Raw genomic sequence first — 24,083 nt, 5'->3', positions numbered from 1 at the left:
GCGCGCTAGACCGAGAAGCTCGTCCCGCAGCCGCAGGACGCGGTGGCGTTGGGATTGTTGACGCGGAACGACGCGCCGATCAGGTCGTCGACGAAATCGACCTGCGACCCCGCCAGGAACGGCTGGGAGGCGGAATCGACCAGCACCACCGCATTGTCCTGCTCGATCACGAGATCGTCGTCGGTGCGGGCGCGGTCGATGTCGAACTTGTACTGGAAGCCGGAGCAGCCGCCGCCCTCGACCGAAATGCGCAGCATCGCGCCCGAGCCTTCGCCCTTGAGGATCTCCCCAATCCGGCGTGCGGCCCGGTCGCTGATGGTCACGGCAGTCGTCATTGCTGGTCTCCGATAGTCCCGGCGTCATACCCAATTCATTTGGTATCCCGCGCCCGACATAGTTAAGTGCCACCATACGCAGAATCAAATGGATAGGGACTAAATTCGCCGTGTCCGTCGGAATGGCAGCCCCCCGCGCGCCCTATGCCTGCGACCCCGATCGCAGCCGCGGCCGGCTGGTCGCCGAGCCTCCGAGCCGGACCCGCAGCCCGTTCCGGCGCGATTGCGATCGGGTGATCCATTCCACCGCGTTCCGCCGCCTCAAGTACAAGACCCAGGTGTTCGTGTTCCACGAGGGCGACCACTACCGCACCCGGCTGACCCATTCGCTGGAGGTGGCCCAGATCGCCCGCGCGCTGGCCCGCCAGCTCGGGCTCGACGAGGACCTCACCGAAACTCTGGCGCTCGCGCACGATCTCGGTCATCCGCCGTTCGGGCATGCCGGCGAGCGGGCCCTGGACGCCTGTCTGAAGGCGTTCGGGGGCTTCGACCACAATGCCCAGACGCTGCGCGTCGTGGCTTCGCTCGAGCACCGCTATCCCGAGTTCGACGGGCTCAACCTGACTTGGGAATCGCTGGAAGGCATCGTCAAGCATAACGGTCCGCTGACCGACCGCAGCGGCGCCCCGGTCGGGGGCTACCGCGAGCATGGCGTTCCCGTCGGGATCGCCGACTACGTCAAGACCTACGATCTCGAATTGTGGAGCTTCGCCTCGCTGGAGGCGCAGGTCGCCGCGATCGCCGACGACATCGCCTATGATGCCCACGACATCGATGACGGTCTGCGCGCCGGCCTGTTCCAGCTCGACGATCTCAAGGTGATGCCGCTGACGGCGGAGATCATCGCCGAGACTGCGGCGCATTATCCCGATCTTGAAGACGTCCGGCGCGGTGCTGAGCTGGTGCGCGAGCTGATCTCGCACCTGATCGGAGCGGTGTTTGCGGAGACAGGGAAGAACCTCGCGGCCGTGAAGCCGCAATCGGCCCAGGATGTCCGCGGGCAGAGCCGGGCGCTGGTCGCGTTCCCCGCCGAAGTGGCCGAGGAAGAGGCCGCCATCAAACGCTTCCTGTACCAGCACATGTACCGCCACGCGCGGGTGATGCGGGTGATGGGCGAGGCCGAGCAGATCCTGTTTGACCTGTTCGCAAAATACCTGAAATCCCCCAGCGAGCTGCCGCCGGAATGGCTGCTGGGGTCGGAGGCGGACGATGAGGGCGACCGGGCCCGTCGGATCGGCAATTTCATCGCCGGAATGACCGACCGTTTCGCCCTGACCGAGCACCAGCGGCTCTTTGACTCGACCCCGGATTTGCGTTAGGCGGCGGCCATGCCCCAGACATCCTCATCGCTGCATCTGTTCGCCGACGTGCTCGCACGCGTGCACGGCGCCTGCCGCGCGCTTGCGGCGGATTCCAGCTGGCCCGAGGGCATCGATTTCTCCCGCGTCGTCGTCGAGCCGCCGCGCGATGCCTCCCATGGCGACATGGCGACCAACGCCGCCATGGTGCTTGCGAAAGAGGCAAAGGCAAAGCCGCGCGATCTCGCCGAGCAGATTGCCGAACGGCTGCGTGCCGACGCGCTGATCGCCAAGGTCGATGTCGCCGGTCCCGGCTTCATCAATCTGACTCTGAAGCCCGCCGCCTGGGCCGAGGCGCTGCGCACGGTGCTGCGCGAAGGCGCCGATTACGGCCGCATCCGGGGCGGCACCAAGGTCAATGTCGAATACGTCTCCGCCAATCCGACCGGGCCGATGCATGTCGGCCATTGCCGCGGCGCCGTGTTCGGCGACGCGCTGGCGAGCCTGCTCCAGTTCGCCGGCCACGATGTCACGCGCGAATATTACATCAATGACGCCGGCGCCCAGGTCGACGTGCTCGCGCGCTCAGCCTTCCTCAGGTATCGCGAAGCGCTCGGCGAGGATATTGGCGCGATCCCGGAAGGGCTCTATCCCGGCGACTACCTCAAGCCGGTCGGGCAGGCGCTGGCGACGGAGCATGGCGACAAGCTGCTCGCGATGAGCGAGGCCCAGTGGCTGCCGACCGTGCGCGCCAAGGCGATCGCGATGATGATGGACGAGATCAAGGACGATCTCGCCGCCCTCAACATCCGCCACGACGTGTTCTTCTCCGAGCGCTCCCTCATCGAGACCGGCAACAACAAGGTTGCGGAGACCATCGACTTCCTGAAGGCCAAGGGCGACATTTACGAAGGCCGCCTGCCGCCGCCGAAGGGCGCGCCGGTCGAGGATTGGGAAGACCGCGAGCAGCTGCTATTCAGGGCGACCGCCTACGGCGACGACGTCGATCGTCCGCTGATCAAGTCGGATAATTCCTATACCTATTTCGCCTCCGACATCGCCTATCACAAGGACAAGTTCGACCGCGGCTTTGCCGAGATGATCGACGTCTGGGGCGCCGATCACGGCGGATACATCAAGCGCATGCAGGCCGCGGTGAAGGCGACGACGTCGGCTAAGGGATCGCTGGACGTCAAGATCGTCCAGCTCGTGAAGCTCTTGCGCAACGGCGAGCCGGTGAAGATGTCCAAGCGGAGCGGGGACTTCGTCACCTTGCGTGAAGTGGTGGATGAGGTCGGCCAGGACGCCGTCCGCTTCATGATGCTGTACCGGAAGAACGACGCGGTGCTCGATTTCGATCTCGCCAAGGTCATGGAACAGTCGCGGGACAACCCGGTGTTCTACGTCCAGTACGGCCATGCTCGCGGTCACTCGATCTTCCGCAATGCCCGCGCCGAGGTGTTCCCGGAACTCCCGGAGGATGCCGGCCCGCGGATCGCATGGCTCGCTGAGTCGGCGGTGGAACGGCTGTCGGACCCCGTCGAGCTCGATCTTCTTAAGCGCCTAGCAATTTATCCGCGCATGCTGGAAGCTGCCGCCGCGGCCCATGAGCCGCACCGAATTGCCTTTTATCTCTATGATTTAGCCAGCGAATTTCATGCACTTTGGACGAAAGGGCGCGATTTGCCCTATTTACGCTTCATTATCAATAATGATGCAGATCTTACAAAGGCGCGATTGGCAATGGTCCAGGGCGTCGTCTCGGTCCTGGCATCGGGCCTCGCCATCCTCGGCGTCCATGCCCCGGACGAGATGCGGTAGTTTGGGGCGAACTACTTAAGGGGAATTCGGGGGTAACCGGCAGAAGCCGGATCGCTTAGACTTGGTTGAAAGCCTTGTGGGTCGAAAGCCGTGCCTTGGTCGAGGGGCGCGCGGCTTTCCCGAAGGGACGCATCATCACGATGGCCGAACGATATCAGGACAGACCGTTTCCTTCCGATGACTATGGTCGCGGCGGCGACCAGCATGGGAAGGCGGATAGCGATCCCTTGGCCGAGCTCGCCCGTCTGATCGGGCAGACCGATCCGTTTGCGGCGCAGTCGCGTCCGCCCGCGGCGCCCGCCCAGAGCTATCAGGACCACGATTACCGCCAGCTCGACGATCAGCAGGACCACGCGGAGCAGGCACCGTCGCCGCCCTCATGGATGCGGCGTGCCAACGTGCAACCGCAGCCGGCACCCGCGCCGGAGCCTGACTATCCGGTCACCGTAAGCCCGGTCCACCCGCTGCATCGCTACGCCGCCAAGTCTGCCGCGCCCGAGCCTGTCGTTTATCAGCCCCAGGCCTATCAGGACACCTATCAAGATCAGGCTCATCAAGATCAGGCTCATCAGGAGCAGGCCTATCAGCAGCATGGTCAGGCCTACCAGGAGCAATCCTATCAGGAGCCGTATGCGCAGCCCGATCCGTCGCGCTACGACGATGCGCTCTATGGTCGGCTGGAGACAGGCGAGCAGGACTATCAGCGCGAGCCGGCCTATCCCGACGACCCTTACGCCGACCAGAGCGACTATCCGGAGGACGAGGTCGAGGAGCCGAAGAAGCAGCGCGGCGGCATGATGACGGTCGCGGCGATCCTGGCGCTTGCCGTGCTCGGCACCGGTGCTGCATTCGCCTACAAGACCTATATCGGCTCGCCTCGCAGCGGCGAGCCGCCGATCATCAAGGCCGACAACACCCCGACCAAGATCGTGCCGGCGCCGACGGACTCCGCGGCCAAGGTGCCGGATCGCATGGTCAGCGGTGACGGCACTGAAAAGATCGTGCCGCGCGAGGAGGCGCCCGTCGACGTCAACGCCAAGGCGGGCGGGCCGCGCGTGGTGTTCCCGCCGCTGAACCAGAATGCGAATCCGCCCTCGGTGGCGAGCGTGTCACCATCCACCGTGCCGCCGCCGAGCGCGGGTCCGAGCCCGAGCAACGGCACGCTGCCGAACAATTCGCCGCGCGCGATCAGGACCGTTGCGGTGAAGGGCGATCAGACCGATAGCGCCGTGCCGCAATCGGCCGCCGCCAAGCCGGCGCCCGCGGCGCCGAAGCCCGTTGCCGCGCCGGTTGCGCCCGCCGCGCCGCGCAATCCGCCGACCTCGGCCAATGCCAGCGCCAACCAGCCGATGTCGCTGGCGCCGCAATCGTCCCCGGCGGCCGAGCCGCCGCAGCGGATAGCTGCGACCAACCCGACGCAGATCGCGCCCACCAGCAGCGGTGGCGGCTACATCGTGCAAGTCTCCTCGCAGCAGAGCGAGGATAGCGCCGCCGCATCCTACCGGGTGCTTCAGAGCAAATACGGCAGCGTGCTCGGCTCCCGTTCGCCCGTCATCAAGCGTGTCGACCTCACCGACAAGGGCAAGGGAGTCGTCTACCGCGCCTTCGCCGGCCCCTATGGTTCGGCCGAGGAAGCGACGCAAGCCTGCAACAATCTGAAGTCCGCAGGCCTGTCTGCCTGCTTCGTCCAGAGGAATTAATGGCGGTTTCCTTGACCCCCTGACGGGGCAGGGTTAATCGGCCGTCATGAGCACGCGGGCCTTCATTACCGGCGTATCCGGAACGGAACTGACCGCCGCCGAGCGGGAGTTTATCCGTGCCGAATGCCCATGGGGCTTCATCCTGTTCAAGCGTAATGTCGCAACACCAGCACAAGTTGCTGCGTTGGTTGCAGAATTGCGTTCGGTCGCGAAGGCCCCCGACGCGCCGGTCCTGATCGACCAGGAGGGGGGACGGGTGCAGCGGCTGGGGCCGCCACACTGGCCGGTCTATCCGCCGGGGGCGGTATTCGCGAATTTGTACGACACTGATTCGGCCCTCGGGCTCACTGCAGCGCGCCTCAGTGCCCGCCTGATCGCAGCCGATCTCGCCGATCTCGGCATCACCGTGGATTGCCTGCCGCTGGCCGACGTGCCGGCGCCGGGCGCCGATGCGGTCATTGGTAATCGGGCCTACGGCACGGAGCCGGGCAAGGTCGCGGCGATCGCCCGTGCAGTCACTGAGGGCCTGGAGCAGGGCGGCGTGCTGCCGGTGCTCAAGCATATTCCCGGGCATGGCCGCGCCACCGCCGACACCCATTTCAAGCTGCCGACCGTCGACACGCCGCGGGACGAGCTGGAGCGGACCGATTTCGCCGCATTCAAGCCGCTGGCTGATCTGCCGATGGCGATGACTGCACATGTTGTGTTTAGCGCCTTCGACCCCGCCCATCCGGCGACGACATCTGCGACAATGATTGCTGACGTGATTCGCGGCGCAATCGGGTTCCAGGGTTTGTTAATGAGTGATGACGTGTCGATGAACGCGCTGTCGGGAAATATCGCCGAGCGGACTCGCGCGATCTTCGCGGCCGGCTGCGACGTGGCCCTGCATTGCAACGGCAACATCGAGGAGATGCGCGACGTCGCCGGCGAGACACCTGAACTGGCCGGTGGGGCGCTGGAGCGGGCGAACGTCGCGCTCGCCGCACGCAAGCCGCCGCAGCCGTTCGACCGCGTGGCCGCACGCGCCGAACTGGATGCATTGATCGCACGGGCAAACACGGCATCGGCATGACTGCAGAAATCCTATCGTTCGAAACCGGGCGGCCCGCAGAGCTCGCCGAGGGTGAGCCGGCGTTGGTGGTGGACGTCGAGGGCTATGAGGGCCCGCTCGATTTGTTGCTTGCGCTGGCGCGGCAGCAGAAGGTCGATCTCGCCAAGATTTCGATTCTCGCGCTCGCCGACCAGTACCTCCATTTCATCGAAGCCGCGCGAAAGATCCGGCTGGAGCTCGCCGCGGACTATCTGGTGATGGCCGCATGGCTTGCCTTCCTGAAGTCGCGCCTGCTGCTGCCGGAGCCGCCGAGCGCGGAAGGCCCGAGCGCCGAGCAGATGGCGACGGCGCTCGCCAACCGGCTGCGCCGCCTGGAAGCCATTCGCGAAGCCGCCAACCGGCTGATGAACAGGCCGCAATTGCAGCGCGACATCTTCGCGCGTGGCGAGCCCGAGCACATCGCCGAGATCAAGCACCCGAAATACACGGCCACGCTCTATGATTTGCTCACCGCCTATGCCGCGCAACGCCAGTCGCGCGTGCTGGCGAGCGTGCATCTGGCCAAGCGCACGGTGTGGTCGCTCGCCGAAGCACGCGCCACGCTGGAGCGGCTGGTCGGCAGCATCACCGAGCAGGACGATTGGGGTGTTCTCGACGACTTCCTGATCCGGCATGTCGCCGACCCGACGCAGCGCGCGACGGTGTTCGCCTCGAGCTTTGCCGCCGCGCTCGAACTAGTGCGCGAAGGTCAGCTCGAGCTGAATCAGAAGGAAGCGTTTGCGCCGATCTATTTCCGGAAGGGGCGCCCAAAACCGGTCCCGGACGCAGCTCCTGCGCCTGATGCGCCGGTCGCTTAAGTGCAAGAAGGAGAATCTGCCATGGCAAGCCTGGCTGAAGTGCGGGTAGAAGAGGCCGAGCCGATGGAGAACGAATCCCAGGCGCGTCCCGAGGAGTTGCGGCTGCTGGAGGCGCTGCTGTTCGCCTCGAATGAACCGCTGGACACCGCGACGCTGGCCAAGCGCATGCCCGAGGGCGTCGACGTCAAGGCTGCGCTCGAGCAGTTGCAGGCCGATTATGCCTCGCGCGGCGTCAATCTCGTTCGCGTCGCCAACAAATGGACGTTCCGCACCGCGGGCGATCTGGCCTGGCTGATGACGCGGGAGAGCACCGAGACCCGCCGCCTGTCGCGGGCCGCAATCGAGGTGCTCGCGATCATCGCCTATCACCAGCCGGTGACGCGGGCCGAGATCGAGGAGATCCGCGGCGTCGTCACGTCGAAGGGCACGCTCGACGTGCTGCTGGAGACCGGCTGGATCAAGCCGCGCGGCCGGCGCAAGACGCCGGGCCGGCCCTTGACCTTCGGAACCACCGAGGAGTTCCTGTCGCAGTTCACCCTGGAACAGCTCGGCGACCTGCCGGGCCTGGAAGAGCTGAAGGGGACGGGACTGTTGGATTCGCGTCTGCCCACCGGGTTCAGCGTGCCGACGCCGTCGGATGATCCGGCCCTGCGGGAGGACGAGGATCCGCTGGAACCGGGCGATGACCTCGATCTCGCCCTTGCGCCTGCGGTCGAGCCTGAGAGCCCGCCAGAAGGCGGCAATGAGGGTGGCAGCGAAGGCGGCGCCGAGGACTGACGTACCGGCGAAATACGGGCCCCTGCGACCAGTTAACACTAGCAAGATTGCGTAGCGCCGACAGCGAATTGGCGCTGCCTTGGTCCTTGTTTTTGAGGTCTGCCAAGCCTAGGTTTCGGTGAGATCGGCCGGGTCCCCGGCCATGCGCGTTTGGAGGGTTGCAGGATGGGTTCACTCAGCATTTGGCACTGGATCTTGGTGATCGCAGTGGTCCTGCTGCTGTTCGGCCGCGGCAAGATTTCGGATCTGATGGGCGACGTGGCTCAGGGCATCAAGGCGTTCAAGAAGGGCATGCAGGACGACGACAAGGCTGCCGAGAAGCCCGAGCCGGCGAAGTCGATCGAGCACAATGCTGCGCCGACCGCGACACGGTCCGACGTCGGCAGCAAGGCCGTCTGAGCCGGAAGAAGCACGCGAGACGCGGGTAGCGGCCCGATCCTGCGCGCAAGGGATTGGGCCGGCTCCGGCTTCGCGTGAACGGAAGACCTCATGTTCGACATCGGGTGGAGTGAACTGGTCCTCATCGGGGTCGTGGCCCTGATCGCCATCGGCCCGAAAGAGCTGCCGGGCGTGCTGCGCATGGTCGGACAGTGGATGGGCAAGGCGCGCAAGATGGCGGCCGAATTCCAGGGCCAGTTCCAGGAGGCGATGCGTGAGGCCGAGATGGCCGACCTCAAGAAAAGCTTCGACGAGGTCAAGGAAGCCGCCACGGGTTTCAATCCGATGAGCTCGCTCCAGAAGGACGTGAGCGACGCGCTTCGCATCGATGCGCTGGACAAGCCGGCCGAGACGCCGGCCGCTACTACCATCGATCCGCCCGTCACGCCCACGACACCGGAGACCCCGACGCCGTCGACCTTCATGGAAGCCGAAGCGCATGCGGCCGCGAACGAGCCGCTCGCGATCACCCGTGAGGTCGAACAGGCAGAGGTTGCGCAGGACACCGCGCCATCCGAAGCGATCAAGGACGCCAAAGCGTCATGACCGACGCCGATATCGAGGCCAGCAAAGCCCCGCTGATGGACCATTTGATCGAGCTGCGCTCGCGGCTGATCAAGGCGCTGCTCGGCTTTGGCCTGGCCTTCATCTTCTGCTTCTTCTTCGCCAAGCAGATCTACAACGTGCTTGTCTGGCCGTTCGTGTGGATTGCGGGGCCGGAGAACTCGAAATTCATCTACACGGCGCTGCTCGAATATTTCATCACCCAGCTCAAGCTGGCGCTGTTCGGCGCCGGCTTCATCTCGTTCCCGATCGTGGCGACGCAGATCTACAAGTTCGTCGCGCCCGGGCTCTACAAGCACGAGAAGCAGGCGTTCCTGCCGTATCTGGTCGCGACGCCGTTCTTCTTCGTCCTCGGCGCGGCGCTGGTCTATTTCGTCGTGCTGCCGATGCTGGTGCGCTTCTCGCTCGGCATGCAGCAGACCGGCGGCGACGAGACCGCGCAGATCCAGCTGCTGCCCAAGGTCGGCGAATATCTGTCGCTGATGATGTCGCTGATCTTCGCCTTCGGCATCGCCTTCCAGCTGCCGGTGATCCTGACGCTGCTCGGGCGGATCGGCATCGTCAGCTCGACGATGTTGCGCGAGAAGCGCCGCTACTTCATCGTCATGGCCTTCGTGATCGCAGCCGTGCTGACGCCGCCCGACGTGCTCAGCCAGTGCTCCCTCGCGTTTCCGCTGATGGCGCTCTACGAGGGCTCGATCCTCGCGGTGGCGATGGTGGAGAGGAAAGCGGCCGCCGCACAGGCTGCCACCGGCACTGACGTGTCGACGCCGGCCAATCCGGCGGAGTAGGGCGACCAAGCCCACCGGTGTCATTCCCCGCCTTGTGCGCAATTGCGCACTGGAGCGGGGAATCCAGTACGCCGCGGCCCCTCGGGGAAACACTGACGTCTCTGGAATACTGGATCGCCCGCTTTCACGGGCGATGACAGAATGCTAGGGGAAAGCGCGCCAATGTAAGTTGTCGGCATAAACGTTGACTATTTACGCGCTGATCCGGGACCACAGCCATGCACGACATCAAAGCGATCCGCGACAATCCGCAAGCCTTCGACGCCGGCCTCGCACGGCGCGGTTTGAAGCCGATGTCGGCCTCGCTGCTCGCGATCGACGAGAAGCGGCGTGCGGCGATCCTGGCCTCCGAGCAGGCGCAGGCGCGGCGCAATGCAGCTTCGAAGGAAATCGGCGATGCCAAGAAGGCCAAGGACGAGCCGCGTGCGGCCAAGCTGATGGCCGAGGTCGCCGAGCTCAAGACCACGATGCCCGAGCTCGAAGCGGCGGCAAAAGCCGCTGACGATGAGCTGACCAAAGAGCTGGCCGCGATCCCGAACATTCCGTTCGAGGACGTGCCCGACGGTCTCGACGAGCACGGCAACGTGCAGCATCACGTGTTCGGCAACAAGCGCAACTATGGCTTTGCGCCGAAGCTGCATGACGATCTCGGCACCGCGCTCGGCTACATGGATTTCGAAGCGGCGGCAAAACTCTCCGGCGCGCGTTTCGTCGTGCTGAAAAAGGGGCTGGCGCGGCTCGAGCGTGCCATCGGCCAGTTCATGCTCGATCTGCACACCACCGAGCACGGCTACACTGAGATCAATCCGCCGCTCTTGGTGCGCAACGAGGTGATGTTCGGCACCGGGCAATTGCCGAAATTCGAGGACGATCAGTTCTGGGCGATCAAGGGCGAGCTGCTCGCCTCGCCGGACCATGAGCGGCTGAAGACCGAGCGCCTCGGTCTGATCCCCACCGCCGAAGTGTCGCTCACCAATCTCGCCCGCGAATCCATCCTCGATGAGAAGCAATTGCCGATGCGGCTGACCGCGCTGACGCCATGCTTCCGCGCCGAGGCGGGTGCGGCGGGGCGCGACACTCGCGGCATGATCCGCCAGCACCAGTTCACCAAGGTCGAACTGGTCTCGATCACGACGCCGGAAGTGAGCAAGGACGAGCTGGAGCGGATGCTGTCCTGCGCCGAACAGGTGCTGCAGAAGCTCGACCTGCATTACCGTGTGATGACGCTCTGCGCAGGAGATATGGGCTTCTCGGCGCAAAAAACCTATGACATCGAGGTCTGGATGCCCGGGCAGGGCGAGGGCGGGGCGTTCCGCGAGATCTCGAGCTGCTCGGTCTGCGGCGACTTCCAGGCACGGCGCATGGATGCGCGCTCGCGCGGGCCCGACGGCAAGCCGCGCTTCGTGCACACGCTGAACGGCTCCGGCACCGCAGTCGGCCGCGCGCTGATCGCCGTGATGGAAACCTATCAGCAGGAGGACGGCTCGATCGCGGTCCCGGACGTGCTCCAGCCCTATATGGGCGGGCTGAAGGTGATCGCGCGCGACTAAAGGGTTTTCCCGCGAAGTGGGCAGCGGTTCGCGTCCGAAAACGCGGCATGACGAGAATCGCGTTGCGAAGATCGGGCGGCCGGCTATCCTGCCGGCCCGTCCACGCGAACCCTCCGTTCATGGCCTTGCACCGCGACATCTTCTGGGTCGGAAGACAATGGGCGGTGACGGGGGCCGGGATCCAGGCCATCGATCAGCGCCTGCGCGGCGTTCTCGACATCGGGATCGCGCGGCTCTGGGACGATGATCTCGTGCAGAGCCGGCGGGCCAAGCCCGGCGTCAATGCTGCGGATTTCGACAAGGCACTGAGCGTGGCACGCGAACGCTTTCCGCAGGAGCCGACGTCCGATCCGTTCGTCGCGCAGCTGAAGGCGCTCGGCGTCATCGAGGCTTCCGTCGTGAACCCGGTCGTGCCGGCGATGCAACTGCGTGCAGAAGGCCGGCTTGCGCGCTTCCTGCCGCAATGGCGCGTTCGCCGCTAGCGGGACCAGCCAGGGAACCAGCCGCCGGACCGCAATCGTCCGGTTTGCCTGATCGGCGCTGGCCGGATAAGACGGCTCAGACCCGCTTTCAGGAATCGAACCTTCCGCATGCGCATTCTCTGCACCAATGACGACGGCATCCACGCTCCCGGCCTCAAGGTCGTGGAGGAGATTGCGCGCGCTTTGACCGATGATGTCTGGGTGGTGGCGCCCGAGCTCGACCAGTCCGGCGTGTCGCACTCGCTGTCGCTGAACGATCCCTTGCGTCTGCGCGAGGTCGGCCCACGGCACTTCGCCGTGCGCGGCACGCCGACCGACTGCGTCATCATGGGAGCGCGCCATATCCTGGGAGCCAAGCTGCCCGATCTCGTGCTGTCCGGCGTCAATAAGGGCCGCAACGTCGCCGAGGACGTGGTCTATTCCGGCACCATTGCCGGCGCATTGGAAGGCACCATCCTGGGGTTGCCGTCATTCGCATTGTCGCAGGAGTTCAGCGTCGAGACCCGCGAACGGCCGCCGTGGGACACGGCCCGCAAATTCGGGCCCGATATCCTGCGCAAGGTGATCGCCGCCGGCGTTCCGAAGGACACCGTCATCAACATCAACTTCCCATCCTGCGCGCCGGAGGATGTGCTTGGCATCCGCGTCACGCGGCAAGGCAAGCGCAATCTCGGCTTCCTCAGGATCGACGAGCGCCGGGACGGCCGCGGTAATCCTTATTTCTGGATCGGCTTCGAGCGGACCGCGATGCTCGACACGCCCGCCGACGGCACCGATCTCGCGGCGCTGCGCGAGCGCTACGTCTCGGTCACCCCGCTCAGGCTCGACCGCACCGACGAGGCGTTTTCGGAGCAGCTTGGCCTCACCCTGAAATAAAGGTTAGCCGCCGCGAAGCGCAGCCTCGATGGTCTTGCCGAGCGCGTCGAGCTGAAACGGCTTCTGGAGCGCCGGCCGGTCGCGATATTGCTCGGGCAGGCCGGAGGAGCCGTAGCCGGTGGCGAAGATGAACGGGCAGCCCTTGGCCATGATGACATCGGCGACCGGCGAGATGACCTTGCCGTTGACGTTGACGTCGAGAATGGCGAGATCGAACTCGGTGGATTGCGCAAGCCGCATGGCCTCATTGATGTCGCCCGCTTCGGCGGCAACCTTGTAGCCAAGCTCCTCCAGCATGTCTGCGACCATCATTCTGATCATGACCTCGTCCTCGACGAGGAAAACAGAGCGGCCCGAAAGCCCTGTCGCAGTCATGGTTGAGTCCTTGCCCATTCTCGTAAACGTTCGCAGATAACGATAGGCGACGCAATGCGCGTTTCGGCGAACGCAAACCTCGCAAATGGCTTAGCGCTTTGAAGGCCTTGTTGTGGTCAAATGCTGTGCCGAAAGGATATCATGAGTTCCTGAGCCGGAACAAGATTCTCGTCTCGGGTTCTTGCGGTGCAGTACGGCGATCCGCCAGACGAGACGAGCGATAGCAGCAATGACGTCCCACCAGCACCCGCCGGAAAAGATGATGTTTCAGCTCACGCTGAGGCGTCGGGGCATCAGCGATCAGGCCGTGCTGCGGACCATGGAAGAGGTGCCGCGCGAGCTTTTCGTCGACGAGGCCGATCGCGAGGGCGCCTATCGTGACAGCGCGCTGCCGATCGCCTGCGGGCAGACCATCAGCCAGCCCTTCGTCGTCGCCTACATGACCGAGCAGCTCCAGCTCCAGAAGCAGCACCGGGTGCTCGAAATCGGCACCGGCTCCGGCTACCAGGCCGCCGTGCTGTCGCGGCTCGCCGGCCAGGTCCTGACCGTCGAGCGCTACCGCAAGCTCGCCGACACGGCACGCGCCCGGCTTGAGAAGCTCGATTGTCACAATGTCGAGGTGATGCTCGGTGACGGTCTCAATCTGCCTCCCAACATCGGCCCGTTCGATCGCATCATCGTCACCGCGGCGATGGAGCAGATACCGGAGAACCTGGTCGAGCGGCTTGAGGTCGGGGGCATCCTGATTGCCCCGGTCGGCCCGCATCAGGGCGTGCAGACGCTGACCCGCCTGGCCCGCAGCGAAACCGGAATCGAGCGCAAGGAACTCGTCGAGGTCCGCTTCGTGCCGGCACTGCCCGGGGTGGCGCGGGAGCTGTAGAATCCCGGATCGGCAGTGCCGCCAACATCTTATTGTGAGGGTTAAGCCGTTATTTACTCGCCGCGTGTTTACTTAAAACACCAGTTCTGTTGCGTACGAGTGAGTAACCATGTCCGCTGTCGCCGAGTTGCTTTACTCGCGCCGCGTGCCGCAGGTCGCGGTGCTGGCGCTGATCTCCTTCAGCTTTGCAGGGTGCAGCGCCGACATGTCGTCGCGGCTGTCCCAGACCAACTTCTCCAATCCTTTCGCCTCCGAGCAGACCGGTTCGGTGCAGCAGCCGCCGCCGCCGCAGCGTGAGTTGCCGCAATATGCGCGGCCGCAGACGCAGCCCGGTTATTACCAGTCGCAGGCTTTGCCTCCGCCCGCGGTATCTGCCCCGCAGTCCTATCCCGTTGCCTCCGGGGGCGGGGTGTCCGGCGGCGGACGCGGCGTCAGCTCATATGCGCCTCCGGCGCAACCGCATCTGGAGACCACGGCCACTGTCCCGCCGCGGTCGGTCGCGGCCGCCCAGCCGGCCGGCGGGACCAAGATCATCGTCGGCACCAGCGACACGCTCGACGTGCTCGCCAAGCGCTATCGCGTCACGCCGCAGGCGATCCTTGCCGCCAACGGCTACAAGGGTCCGCGGGCGCTCTCGCCCGGCCAGCAGCTGATCATTCCGTCGCCGGCAACGGCAGCGGCGCCGGCGCCAGCGACAGCTCCAGTCGCCGCAGCGCCTGCGGCGAAGCCGGTTGCTGCCGTCGCGGCACCGCCGAGCACGCACTTCGTCAACCGCGGCGACACGCTCGCCAGCATCGCGCGCAAGAACCGCATCTCGGCGGTAGAGCTCGCCCGTGCCAACGGCATCGATCCGTCGGCGAAGCTGAAGCTCGGCACCAAGCTGACAGTGCCCGGGGCCAAGACCGCTGCCGTTGCGGCGCCGGTTGCTGCGGCTCCGGTCGCGGCTGCACCGGTGGCCGGAACGCTCCAGCCCGTTGCGGCAGCTCCGGCACCCGCGACCAAGATGGCCACTGCCGCCGCGCCCGTGCAGAGCGCGCGGCTCGCCCAGGCCACGAGCAATGTGGAAGAGAAGGCTGCCGAGACGCCGGCGAAGGCTGCGGAGGCCACCGGCGCGCTGCCGACCTTCCGCTGGCCCGTCCGCGGCAAGGTGGTCACGAGCTACGGTGCCAAGACCAATGGCAAGTCCAATGACGGCATCAATCTGGCGGTGCCCGAGGGGACGCCGGTCAAGGCGGCCGAAGATGGCGTCGTCGCCTATTCCGGCAACGAGCTGAAGGGTTACGGCAATCTGGTTCTGGTTCGGCACTCCAACGGCTACGTCACCGCATATGCCCATGCGAGTGAGCTGTTGGTGAAGCGCGGCGATACCATCAAGCGCGGCCAGGTCATTGCCAAGTCGGGTCAATCCGGGGAGGTGGCGTCGCCGCAGCTCCACTTCGAAATCCGCAAGGGATCGAGCCCGGTTGACCCGCTTCAATTCCTCAATGGGGCGTGAGGCTTACGTAGCTTCCGCGCGAACGGTGTCGTCGCCCGGCTCGACCGGGCGACCCAGTACGCCGCGGCCTCTCGATTGACAACAACCGTCTCTGGAATACTGCATCGCCCGCTCCAGTGCGCAAGTGCGCACAAGGCGGGCGATGACAGTTGAATTCGGGGTAACAGCTCGCGCTACTACGCCGTCAGCTTCACACCCAGCCGTCCCGCCAGCTCCTGCACGAACTGCCAGGCGACGCGGCCCGAGCGCGAGCCGCGCGTCGTCGACCATTCCAGCGCCTCGCGCTCGAGCGTCTCGTCGTCGACCCTGATCCCGAAATGGCTGCAATAGCCGCGCACCATGGCGAGATATTCGTCCTGGCTGCAGCGGTGGAAGCCGAGCCAGAGGCCGAAGCGATCCGACAGCGAGACCTTCTCCTCCACCGCTTCGCCCGGATTGATCGCGGTCGAGCGCTCGTTCTCGATCATCTCGCGCGCCAGCAGATGGCGCCGGTTGGAGGTGGCGTAGAGGATGACGTTCTCGGGCCGGCCCTCGATGCCGCCTTCGAGGACCGCCTTGAGCGACTTGTAGGAGGCATCATTGCCGTCGAAGGAGAGGTCGTCGCAGAACACGATGAAACGGAAGGAGGAGGCCCGCAGCTGCTCCATCAGGGCCGGCAGGCTCTCGATGTCCTCACGGTGGATCTCGATCAGCTTGAGCTTGTCGGCCGGTTTGCGCTCCGCGTTGATGCTGGCATGCGCCGCCTTCACCAGTGACGACTTGCCCATGCCGCGTGCGCCCCAGAGCAGGGCGTTGTTGGCGGGCAGGCCGTTGGCGAAGCGCTCGGTGTTCTCCATCAGGATGTCGCGCATCCGGTCGACGCCCTTGAGCAGGAACAGCTCGACGCGGCTCACGCGCGGCACCGCCGAGAGGCGTCCGTCGGGATGCCAGACATAGGCGTCCGCCCGCTTGAACGACTCGGCCTCGACCGCCGGCTTGCCCTGCGCGGAGAGGTGCGCCGCAATGGTCTCCAGGGCGCGGACGATGCGCTCCTGCGGGAGGTCCGGGCCTGCCTTGGTGACCGCCGCCGTGGGGCGTTTTGCCGCGAGGCGGGTGGGCTTGTTGGCAGGGGTGCGGGGGCCTTTGCCGGCCGGGCTTTTGCTATGGTTTTTGGGCATGTCCGAAGTTCCTGAGAACGCAGCCTTATCGGGCCTGACGGGCCGCCGCAAGGTGGCCCAAAAGGGCAGTCTGGCAGCGTTGCAATTGGGGCAATGGCCGCTATAGTCCGCGCGAATTTGACCGAACCGGTCGCCTTTGAGGGCCTGACCGGCTTTCCCCCGTTTTCACGAGGATCGTCCGAATGCTGATTACCCCTGCGTATGCCCAGGCCGCGGCCGCTGGCGACACCAACAGCATGTTGATGTCGCTGCTGCCGTTCGCCCTGATCTTCGTGATCATGTACTTCCTGATTCTGCGCCCGCAGCAGAAGAAGGTCCGCGACCACGCCGAGCTCGTGAAGAATATCCGCCGCGGCGACACCATCGTGACCTCGGGAGGCCTTGTCGGCAAGGTAACCAAGGTGGTCGACGACGACCAGATCGAGTTCGAGATTTCCGACGGCGTGCGCGTGCGGCAGATGCGCCAGATGATCTCGGGCGTGCGCGCCAAGGGCGAGCCGGCCAAGGAAAGCGCAAAAGAGAGCGCCAAGGACGACACCGCGGCGAAGTGAGAGCTTCACCGCGAGTCTCAAGTCTCCTGATCTGACAGGTCCAGTCGATGTTGTATTTCACGCGGTGGAAGGCGCTGGGGATTATCCTGACGGCGCTGATCGTGTGCCTCTGCGCGGTCCCCAACTTCTTCCCCGAGGCGCAAGTCAAGAGCTGGCCCGCCTGGGCGCAGCGCCGCATCGTGCTCGGCCTCGACCTCCAGGGCGGCTCCTATCTGCTGCTCGAGGTCGACGCTGCCTATGTGAAGAAGGAGCGGCTCGACCAGGTCCGCGACGACGTTCGCCGGACCCTGCGCGACGCCAAGATCGGATTCACCGGCGGCGTCACCGTGCGCAACGATGCCGTCGAGGTTCGCATCACCAAGGAGACCGATGCGCAGCCGGCGCTTGCCAAGTTGCGCGAGCTGTCCCAGCCGCTGGGCGGCCTGATGGGATCCAGCGGTCAGCGCGACCTCGAGGTGACTGATGCCGGCGGCGGGGTGATCCGCCTGAGCGTCCCGCAGGCTGCGGTGCTCGATCGCCTGCGCAAGACCATCGAGCAGTCGATCCAGATCGTCGAACGCCGCGTCAACGAGCTCGGCACCGTCGAGCCCGTCATCCAGCGCCAGGGCAACGACCGCATCCTGGTGCAGGTCCCCGGTCTTCAGGACCCGACCCGCCTGAAGGAACTGCTGGGCAGGACCGCGAAGATGGAATTCCGCATGGTCGACACCTCCGTGCCGCCGGATCAGGCGCAAGCGGGCAGGGTGCCGCCGGAATCCGAACTGCTGATGAGCGCCTCGCCTCCGCCGACGCCCTATGTGGTCAAGAAGCAGGTGCTGGTCGCCGGCGGCGACCTGACCGATGCGCAGGCGACCTTCGACCAGCGCACGGGTGAGCCGGTCGTCAGCTTCAAGTTCAACACCTCGGGCGCGCGCAAATTCTCGCAGGCCACGCAGGAGAACGTGGGACTGCCGTTCGCGATCGTGCTGGACAACAAGGTGATCTCGGCGCCCGTCATCCGTGAGCCCATCACCGGCGGCCAGGGCCAGATCTCCGGCAATTTCACGGTGCAATCGGCCAACGATCTCGCGATTCTCCTGCGCGCCGGCGCATTGCCGGCACCGCTCACGGTGGTCGAGGAGCGCACCGTGGGTCCAGGACTCGGCCAGGACTCGATCGAGAAGGGCCAGCTCGCGGCCTATGTCGGCTCGATCCTCGTCATCATCTTCATGCTGCTGACCTACCGGCTGTTCGGCGTGTTCGCCAACATCGCGGTGGCCATCAACGTCGCCATGATCTTCGGCTTATTGTCGCTGCTCAACGCCACGCTGACGCTGCCCGGCATCGCCGGCATCGTGCTCACCGTCGGCATCGCGGTCGACTCCAACGTGCTGATCTACGAACGCATCCGCGAGGAATTGCGCGGCGGCCGCAATGCGATCTCGGCGATCGACGCCGGATTCAAGCGGGCGCTCGCCACCATCCTCGATTCCAACATCACCACCTTCATTGCTGCCGCGGTGCTGTTCTACATCGGCACCGGTCCGGTGCGCGGCTTTGCCGTGACGCTCGGCATCGGCATCATCACCACGGTGTTCACCGCCTTCACCCTGACCCGGCTGATCGTCGCCTGGTGGGTGCGGTGGAAGCGGCCGCAGAGCGTGCCGATCTAGGAGCCTGATCGTGACTCACACCGTTCTCATCGGGCTCGGCGTCCTCATTGCCATCCTCACCGTGGTCTCGGCCCTCGGCCTGCTGCCGTCGCTGCGCATCGTCCCCGACGATACGCATTTCGACTTCACGCGCTTCCGTCGCATCAGCTTTCCGATCTCGGCGGCGCTGTCGATCGTCGCGATCGTGCTGTTCTTCACCCATGGCCTGAACCTCGGTATCGACTTCAAGGGCGGCACGCTGCTGGAGGTGAAGGCGAAGTCCGGCACCGCCGACATCGCGGCAATGCGTACCTCGCTCGACGGCCTGGGCCTCGGCGAGGTCCAGCTGCAGCAGTTCGGCGGTCCGGAGAACGTCCTGATCCGCGTTGCGGAGCAGCCTGGTGGCGACGCGGCCCAGCAGGCAGCCCTGCAGAAGCTTCGTGGCGCGCTTGGCGACAGTGTCGACATTCAGCGCACCGAGGTGCTGGGTCCGCGCGTCGCGGGCGAGCTCCTGGCCTACGGCATGCTCGGCCTGATGCTCGCGATCGTTGGGATCCTGATTTATCTCTGGTTCCGGTTCGAATGGCAGTTCGCGCTGGGCGCCATGATCGCCAACGTGCACGACATCGTGCTGACGATCGGCTTCATGTCGATCAGCCAGGTCGATTTCGACCTGACCAGCATCGCGGCGTTGCTGACCATTCTCGGCTATTCGCTCAACGATACCGTCGTCATCTACGACCGCATCCGGGAAATGCTGCGTCGCTACAAGAAGATGCCGATGCCCCAGCTGCTCAATGAATCCATCAACTCGACGCTGTCGCGCTCGATCATCACCCACGTCACGGTGACGCTCGCGCTGCTCGCGCTGCTCTTGTTCGGCGGCCATGCCATCCACAGCTTCACCGCGGTGATGATGTTCGGCGTGGTGCTGGTCGGCACCTACACCTCGATCTTCATTGCAGCACCGATCCTGATCTATCTCGGCGTCGGCGAGCACCGCGAAGACGCGCCCGATACGGCGACGCCGGCGAAGAAAAGCAAGGCATGATCCGAACCTCATGCCCTTGCAGGCGTTTGCGAGGGCAGTAAGCCCATTCGGACGAAGCTCATGGCCGGCGATCCCAACGCTCCGCATTTTCCGCGCTCGGCGCCTATCGATGCCTATGGCAAGGGCGGCTTCGCCTTTGCCGGCATGTCGCATCGGGGCTCGCTGCTCTGTCTGCCCGACGCGATCTGGGCTTGGGACGTGACCGACCCCGCGAAGATCGACCGCTACTCGCTGGATCGGGTGTTCACGGCGGCCAACAGCATCGACACGCTCCTGGTCGGCACTGGAACGGGGCTGTGGCTGCCGCCGCCGGAGCTGCGTCAGGCGCTCAAGGCGGTGAGGGTTGTACTGGACACGATGCAGACCGGCCCGGCCGTGCGCACCTACAACATCATGATCGGCGAACGGCGGCGGGTTGCCGCCGCGCTGATCGCCGTGACATGAGCAACCCGGCGCCGCCTCCCGACTCCTTTGCTTTTTGCGCCGATCTCGTGCGCAGTCATGACTTTCCGCGCTACGCCGCGACCCTGTTTGCGCCGGCCGCCGAGCGCCGCGCGTTACTGGCGATCTATGCCTTCAACGTCGAGATCGTTCGTGTCCGCGACCAGGTGAGCCAGCCCTTGCCCGGCGAGATCCGCCTGCAATGGTGGACCGACATGCTGTCGGGCCACGTCCATGGCAGCGCCGAGGGCAATCCGGTGGCGGCCGAGCTGCTTCGCGCGATTCGCGATTTCGACCTGCCGGTCGAGTCGCTGTCGCTGCTTGCAGAGGAGCATCAGTTCGATCTCTACAACGACCCGATGCCGACGATGGCCGCACTGGAAGGTTACCTCGCGGCGACCTCATCGGCGCTGTTCGCCCTGGCAGCGCAGGTGTTGGGACCGCCTTCGGAGGCGGCCGAGCATGTCGCCCGCCATGCCGGGCTGGCGCAGGGTATCGTGCAGGTCATAGCCAATCTGCCGCGCGATGCCGCGCACCGGCAATTGTTCGTGCCGCAGCAGGTGCTGGAGCAGCACGATTGCAGCATGGAGGATGTCTTCGCCGGCAAGGAAACACCCAATCTCCATGCGGTGCTTGAGCAACTGGCGGGTGAAGCCCGGCAGCATATGACCGCGGCTTCATCGCTGCTGGCGCAGCTGGCGCCGCCGTTGCGGCCGGCGTTTCTGCCGCTGCGCCAGGCGCAGGCCGATCTCGAGCGCCTGTCGCGCCCGGGACGCAATCCGTTTAGGTTGCAGCCGACCTCGCGGTTGCGCACGCTCTGGACGCTGTGGCGCGCCTCGCGATCGCGTGAATTTACCAAATAGACGCCGGCTTATCGCTTGGCCCGCCCAAATGCTCTATGCTGTCCTATGGCTGACATGTCCCAAAGCTCGTTCGATCTCAGCGGCCTTCCGGTCGCACCGGAAGACATTCAGGCCGCCGCCAAGACCATACAAGGCGCCGTCGTCGAGACGCCTTGTAGCCATAGCCGGACGCTGAGCAGCATCTGCGGCTGCGACATCTGGCTCAAATTCGAGAACCTGCAGTTCACCTCCTCGTTCAAGGAGCGCGGCGCGCTCAACCGGCTTACCGCTCTGACGGCGGAGGAGCGCGCGCGGGGCGTGATCGCGATGTCCGCGGGCAACCACGCGCAAGGCGTTGCCTACCACGCCAAGCGGCTCGGCATTCCCGCCACCATCGTGATGCCGATCGGCACGCCCATGGTGAAGATCGAGAACACCCGGCATCACGGCGCCGAGGTGGTGGTCACGGGCGCGACGCTGGAGGAGGCGGCCGCCTTTGCGCGCAGCCACGGTGAAGCGCACGGCATGGTCTTCGTCCATCCTTACGACGATCCGCTCGTCATCGCCGGGCAGGGCACGATCGGGCTGGAAATGCTGAAGGCGGTCCCGGAGCTCGACACGCTGGTCGTCCCGATCGGCGGCGGCGGTTTGATCAGCGGGATTGCCATTGCCGCGAAGTCGATCAAGCCGTCGCTCAGGATACTGGGCGTCGAGGCCTGGCTCTATCCCTCGATGTACAACGCCATTCACGACGGCAATCTGCCGGCGCGCGGCGATACGCTCGCCGAGGGCATCGCGGTGAAATCACCGGGCAAGATCACCACCGAAATCGTTCGGCGCCTCGTCGACGATATTGCGCTCGTCAACGAAGCCGAGCTCGAGCGTGCAGTCGCGACCCTGATCTCGATCGAGAAGACCGTCGTCGAGGGCGCCGGCGCCGCCGGCCTCGCCGCGCTGATGTCCGATCCGTCCCGCTTTGCCGGCGAGAAGGTCGGCCTCGTGCTGAGCGGAGGCAATATCGACACGCGGCTGATCGCCTCCGTGCTCACCCGTGAGCTCGCGCGCGAGGGGCGGCTGACGCAATTGTCGCTCGATATCCCCGACAGGCCGGGGCAGCTCGCCGCGGTAGCGGCACTGCTGGCCGAAGCGGGTGCGAATATCATCGAGGTCTCACACCAGCGGACCTTCTCCGACCTGCCGGCCAAGGCGACGCTGCTGCAGCTTGTCATCGAGACCCGCGATGCCGCCCATCTCAACGAGGTGATGGCCAGGCTCAGCGCATCCGGACTGAGCGCGCGCTGCTGAGCACGCGCTAACGTGACGCCAAATCCGCGACGTGGTCGATCAGCCGGTCGATCTCGGCTTGGGTGTTGTAGTAGTGGGGGGAAGCTCGGACGAGCGGCGGCAGCTCGCGGTTCTCGGCATCGATGCGGGTACTCGACGGGTCTGAAGCGCCGATTGTGATGCCCGCCGCCGCGGCGCTGCTGACAATGGCCTCCGCTTCATATCCATCCAAAGTGAAGCTGACGATGGCGCCAGGCTTGCGGCCAAGGTCGTGAATAGTGATGCCGCGAATGGAAGCGAGGCCGCTGCGAAGGCGGCCCGCGAGCAGCCGGCAGCGCTCCTCGATGGCATCCATGCCGATGTCGAGCGCATAATCGACGGCAGCGCCGAGCCCAAGCCGGGCGGCGTAATTATTCTCCCATGTCTCGAAGCGGCGGGCATCGTCGCGGAGCCGATATTCATCGCGCGAGACCCAGGGCGCTGCAAAATGGTCGATCATCGGTGGCTCGAGCTGCTGCAGGAGCGCCCCGCGCACATAGAGAAAGCCGGTACCACGCGGTCCCCGCAGGAATTTGCGTCCCGTGGCCGACAGCATGTCGCAGCCGATGGCCTCGACGTCGACCTCCATCTGGCCGACCGCCTGGCAGGCATCGAGCAGATAGGGGATGCCGTGTGCTCGCGCAATTCTGCCGATGGCCGCTGCGGGATTGGTCAGCCCGCCATTGGTCGGAACCCAGGTGATGGCGATCAGCTTCACGCGTTCGTCGATCATACGTTCGAGTGCGCCGACATCGAACTCGCCCGTCGCATCGCTCGGCACCACATCGATGACCGCGCCTGTGCGTTTGGCGGCCTGAAGAAACGCAACATAGTTGGCGGCGTACTCCGCTTCGGCCGTCAGGATCCGGTCGCCCTCTCGAAATGAAAGCGAATAGAACGCCATCTGCCAGGCAACCGTCGCGTTCTCCACCAGGGCGATTTCATCCGGCGATGCGTTCAGGAGCCGGGCCACTGAGCCGTAAACGGCTTCGAGCCGATCTGACGCGCGATCGGCTGCGGCATAGCCGCCGATCTCGCTCTCGAGATCGATATGTCCCTTCATCGCCGCGACGACGGGCGCGGGCATGAGAGCCGCACCGGCATTGTGGAGATACGCGAGCCGGGAGGCAGCAGGCGTGTCGGCACGAATCTGGTTGATGTCGATCACGTCAGAGCCTCCATCTTCAGGTTCCTCGTAGACACAATGACGCACGCGAGCAAGCTCGGGCAAACGACTGTTCCAGCTGGAGCATGCAGATCGGGATGCCTATGCTGATCGGAAGCGCAATCTGGCACGGAATCACAGGGAATACCCAATGGCAAAGAACACGATCTGCCTCTGGTACGACAAGGATGCTGAAGCCGCGGCCCGCTTCTATGCCGAGACGTTTCCCGACAGCGCGGTGAGTGCGGTCCATCGCGCGCCCAGCGACTATCCGTCCGGCAAGGCAGGCGATGTCCTGACCGTCGAGTTCACGGTAGCCGGCGTTGCCTGTCTCGGTCTCAATGGCGGACCCGTCTTCAAGCACAACGAGGCCTTCTCGTTCCAGATCGCCACCGACGATCAGGCGGAGACCGATCGCTACTGGAACGCCATCGTCGGCAATGGCGGGCAGGAGAGTGCGTGCGGCTGGTGCAAGGATAGATGGGGAGTCTCCTGGCAGATCACGCCGCGGGTGCTGACCGAGGCGCTGGCCGCCGGTGGCACGGAGGCCAAGCGCGCCTTCGATGCGATGATGGGGATGACGAAGATCGACGTCGCCGCGATCGAAGCCGCGCGCCGCGGCTGAGACG

General features: G+C 65.3%; 25 protein-coding genes. 21 read left to right on the top strand and 4 right to left on the bottom strand.

Annotated elements, in window-relative coordinates:
* Positions 1-5 precede the first annotated feature (5 nt).
* A complete protein-coding gene (erpA, locus tag I6F37_RS00555; protein ID WP_024342679.1) occupies positions 6-335 on the bottom strand; it encodes an iron-sulfur cluster insertion protein ErpA in 330 nt (109 codons plus the stop codon).
* 110 nt (positions 336-445) lie between these two features.
* Here erpA and I6F37_RS00550 point away from each other — a divergent pair, with 110 nt between their 5' ends.
* The 12 genes from I6F37_RS00550 (at position 446) to surE (ending at position 12,543) form a co-directional block, all read left to right on the top strand.
* Positions 446-1,654 carry a deoxyguanosinetriphosphate triphosphohydrolase gene (locus tag I6F37_RS00550; RefSeq protein ID WP_225112489.1) on the top strand — a complete coding sequence of 403 codons (1,209 nt, stop codon included), beginning with the start codon at positions 446-448 and terminating at the stop codon, positions 1,652-1,654.
* A 9-nt stretch (positions 1,655-1,663) separates the two neighbouring features.
* Positions 1,664-3,454 carry an arginine--tRNA ligase gene (argS, locus tag I6F37_RS00545; RefSeq protein WP_225150016.1) on the top strand — a complete coding sequence of 597 codons (1,791 nt, stop codon included), beginning with the start codon at positions 1,664-1,666 and terminating at the stop codon, positions 3,452-3,454.
* A 140-nt stretch (positions 3,455-3,594) separates the two neighbouring features.
* On the top strand, positions 3,595-5,154 hold the full coding sequence (locus I6F37_RS00540; RefSeq protein ID WP_225125345.1) for an SPOR domain-containing protein: 1,560 nt from the start codon (positions 3,595-3,597) through the stop codon (positions 5,152-5,154).
* Between the two features lie 46 nt (positions 5,155-5,200).
* Positions 5,201-6,229 carry a beta-N-acetylhexosaminidase gene (nagZ, locus tag I6F37_RS00535; protein ID WP_225150014.1) on the top strand — a complete coding sequence of 343 codons (1,029 nt, stop codon included), beginning with the start codon at positions 5,201-5,203 and terminating at the stop codon, positions 6,227-6,229.
* Entirely contained in the window at positions 6,226-7,065 is an 840-nt protein-coding gene (locus I6F37_RS00530) for a ScpA family protein (RefSeq protein WP_036012765.1), read from the top strand. The genes nagZ and I6F37_RS00530 overlap by 4 nt, the downstream gene beginning before the upstream one ends.
* Positions 7,066-7,086: 21 nt before the next feature.
* Entirely contained in the window at positions 7,087-7,842 is a 756-nt protein-coding gene (gene scpB, locus I6F37_RS00525; RefSeq protein WP_036012763.1) for an SMC-Scp complex subunit ScpB, read from the top strand.
* Between the two features lie 165 nt (positions 7,843-8,007).
* Positions 8,008-8,241 (top strand): twin-arginine translocase TatA/TatE family subunit, encoded by a 234-nt coding sequence (locus I6F37_RS00520; protein ID WP_036012762.1) that lies wholly within the window; start codon positions 8,008-8,010, stop codon positions 8,239-8,241.
* Between the two features lie 90 nt (positions 8,242-8,331).
* Positions 8,332-8,826 (top strand): Sec-independent protein translocase protein TatB, encoded by a 495-nt coding sequence (gene tatB / locus I6F37_RS00515; RefSeq protein ID WP_036012760.1) that lies wholly within the window; start codon positions 8,332-8,334, stop codon positions 8,824-8,826.
* Positions 8,823-9,635 carry a twin-arginine translocase subunit TatC gene (gene tatC / locus I6F37_RS00510; protein ID WP_036012758.1) on the top strand — a complete coding sequence of 271 codons (813 nt, stop codon included), beginning with the start codon at positions 8,823-8,825 and terminating at the stop codon, positions 9,633-9,635. Before tatB ends, tatC begins: the two co-directional genes overlap by 4 nt.
* 218 nt (positions 9,636-9,853) lie before the next feature.
* On the top strand, positions 9,854-11,185 hold the full coding sequence (serS, locus tag I6F37_RS00505; protein ID WP_036012757.1) for a serine--tRNA ligase: 1,332 nt from the start codon (positions 9,854-9,856) through the stop codon (positions 11,183-11,185).
* 119 nt (positions 11,186-11,304) lie between these two features.
* Positions 11,305-11,667: a hypothetical protein gene (locus I6F37_RS00500; RefSeq protein ID WP_036012756.1), complete on the top strand. Its 363-nt coding sequence runs from the start codon at positions 11,305-11,307 to the stop codon at positions 11,665-11,667.
* A gap of 108 nt (positions 11,668-11,775) precedes the next feature.
* Entirely contained in the window at positions 11,776-12,543 is a 768-nt protein-coding gene (gene surE, locus I6F37_RS00495; protein WP_036012754.1) for a 5'/3'-nucleotidase SurE, read from the top strand.
* Between the two features lie 3 nt (positions 12,544-12,546).
* Here the strand turns inward: surE and I6F37_RS00490 are convergent, their stop codons facing one another.
* The gene (locus tag I6F37_RS00490; RefSeq protein WP_036012769.1) at positions 12,547-12,918 is read right to left on the bottom strand and encodes a response regulator; all 372 of its coding nucleotides are present in this window, start codon (positions 12,916-12,918) and stop codon (positions 12,547-12,549) included.
* Between the two features lie 229 nt (positions 12,919-13,147).
* On the opposite strand from I6F37_RS00490, the gene I6F37_RS00485 reads away from it, so the two are divergent.
* Together I6F37_RS00485 and I6F37_RS00480 are read left to right on the top strand one after the other, a co-directional pair.
* The gene (locus tag I6F37_RS00485) at positions 13,148-13,798 is read left to right on the top strand and encodes a protein-L-isoaspartate(D-aspartate) O-methyltransferase (RefSeq protein ID WP_085969151.1); all 651 of its coding nucleotides are present in this window, start codon (positions 13,148-13,150) and stop codon (positions 13,796-13,798) included.
* Between the two features lie 109 nt (positions 13,799-13,907).
* Complete coding sequence (locus I6F37_RS00480; RefSeq protein WP_036012753.1) at positions 13,908-15,293, top strand: LysM peptidoglycan-binding domain-containing M23 family metallopeptidase; 1,386 nt, start codon at positions 13,908-13,910, stop codon at positions 15,291-15,293.
* 176 nt (positions 15,294-15,469) lie between these two features.
* Here the strand turns inward: I6F37_RS00480 and I6F37_RS00475 are convergent, their stop codons facing one another.
* Positions 15,470-16,450 (bottom strand): ATP-binding protein, encoded by a 981-nt coding sequence (locus tag I6F37_RS00475; protein ID WP_036028226.1) that lies wholly within the window; start codon positions 16,448-16,450, stop codon positions 15,470-15,472.
* A gap of 182 nt (positions 16,451-16,632) precedes the next feature.
* On the opposite strand from I6F37_RS00475, the gene yajC reads away from it, so the two are divergent.
* The 6 genes from yajC to I6F37_RS00445 are packed head-to-tail and all read left to right on the top strand — an operon-like array spanning position 16,633 to position 22,271.
* The gene (gene yajC / locus I6F37_RS00470) at positions 16,633-17,001 is read left to right on the top strand and encodes a preprotein translocase subunit YajC (RefSeq protein WP_036012751.1); all 369 of its coding nucleotides are present in this window, start codon (positions 16,633-16,635) and stop codon (positions 16,999-17,001) included.
* Positions 17,002-17,048: 47 nt separating this feature from the next.
* Positions 17,049-18,653: a protein translocase subunit SecD gene (gene secD, locus I6F37_RS00465; RefSeq protein WP_036012748.1), complete on the top strand. Its 1,605-nt coding sequence runs from the start codon at positions 17,049-17,051 to the stop codon at positions 18,651-18,653.
* A gap of 10 nt (positions 18,654-18,663) precedes the next feature.
* Complete coding sequence (gene secF / locus I6F37_RS00460; RefSeq protein ID WP_036012746.1) at positions 18,664-19,683, top strand: protein translocase subunit SecF; 1,020 nt, start codon at positions 18,664-18,666, stop codon at positions 19,681-19,683.
* Between the two features lie 60 nt (positions 19,684-19,743).
* Positions 19,744-20,127 carry an Mth938-like domain-containing protein gene (locus I6F37_RS00455; protein ID WP_225150012.1) on the top strand — a complete coding sequence of 128 codons (384 nt, stop codon included), beginning with the start codon at positions 19,744-19,746 and terminating at the stop codon, positions 20,125-20,127.
* Positions 20,124-20,987, top strand: coding sequence for a phytoene/squalene synthase family protein (locus I6F37_RS00450; protein WP_225139987.1), 864 nt, complete (start codon positions 20,124-20,126; stop codon positions 20,985-20,987). Before I6F37_RS00455 ends, I6F37_RS00450 begins: the two co-directional genes overlap by 4 nt.
* 45 nt (positions 20,988-21,032) lie before the next feature.
* Positions 21,033-22,271 carry a threonine ammonia-lyase gene (locus I6F37_RS00445; protein WP_225150010.1) on the top strand — a complete coding sequence of 413 codons (1,239 nt, stop codon included), beginning with the start codon at positions 21,033-21,035 and terminating at the stop codon, positions 22,269-22,271.
* Positions 22,272-22,278: 7 nt separating this feature from the next.
* Here the strand turns inward: I6F37_RS00445 and I6F37_RS00440 are convergent, their stop codons facing one another.
* A complete protein-coding gene (locus tag I6F37_RS00440) occupies positions 22,279-23,457 on the bottom strand; it encodes an aminotransferase class V-fold PLP-dependent enzyme (RefSeq protein WP_036028214.1) in 1,179 nt (392 codons plus the stop codon).
* Between the two features lie 148 nt (positions 23,458-23,605).
* Between I6F37_RS00440 and I6F37_RS00435 the strand changes: the two genes are divergently transcribed.
* Positions 23,606-24,079: a VOC family protein gene (locus I6F37_RS00435; RefSeq protein ID WP_008547150.1), complete on the top strand. Its 474-nt coding sequence runs from the start codon at positions 23,606-23,608 to the stop codon at positions 24,077-24,079.
* Positions 24,080-24,083: the final 4 nt, after the last annotated feature.

It is taken from the genome of Bradyrhizobium sp. NBAIM08 (assembly GCF_020193935.1).
GTDB classification, from domain to species: Bacteria; Pseudomonadota; Alphaproteobacteria; order Rhizobiales; family Xanthobacteraceae; genus Bradyrhizobium; species Bradyrhizobium yuanmingense.
This window is presented reverse-complemented; position numbering and strand designations above follow the sequence as displayed.